This is a genomic window from Streptomyces sp. NRRL B-1140 (assembly GCF_001280065.1).
GTDB lineage: Bacteria > Actinomycetota > Actinomycetes > Streptomycetales > Streptomycetaceae > Streptomyces.
This window is the reverse complement of the sequence record NZ_LGEA01000083.1, coordinates 1-212: the sequence shown is the minus strand read 5'-3', so window position 1 is coordinate 212 and position 212 is coordinate 1. Positions and strand designations below refer to the sequence as shown.

Annotated in this window: 1 pseudogene; it reads left to right on the top strand. The window is 70.8% G+C overall.

What is annotated here, in order from left to right:
* Positions 1-212: pseudogene (locus tag ADK65_RS10165) on the top strand (polyketide synthase); the annotation flags it as partial.

The window sequence follows — 212 nt, the reverse complement described above, 5'->3', positions numbered from 1 at the left end:
ACGCGGCTGGGTGATCCGATCGAGGCGCAGGCGATCGTGGCGACGTACGGGCAGGGGCGGCCGGAGGGCCGTCCGCTGTGGCTGGGGTCGCTGAAGTCGAACATCGGGCACGCGCAGGCGGCGGCCGGTGTGGGCGGGGTCATCAAGATGGTGGAGGCGATGCGGCACGGTGTGCTGCCCAAAACCTTGCACGTGGATGAGCCGACGCCGCA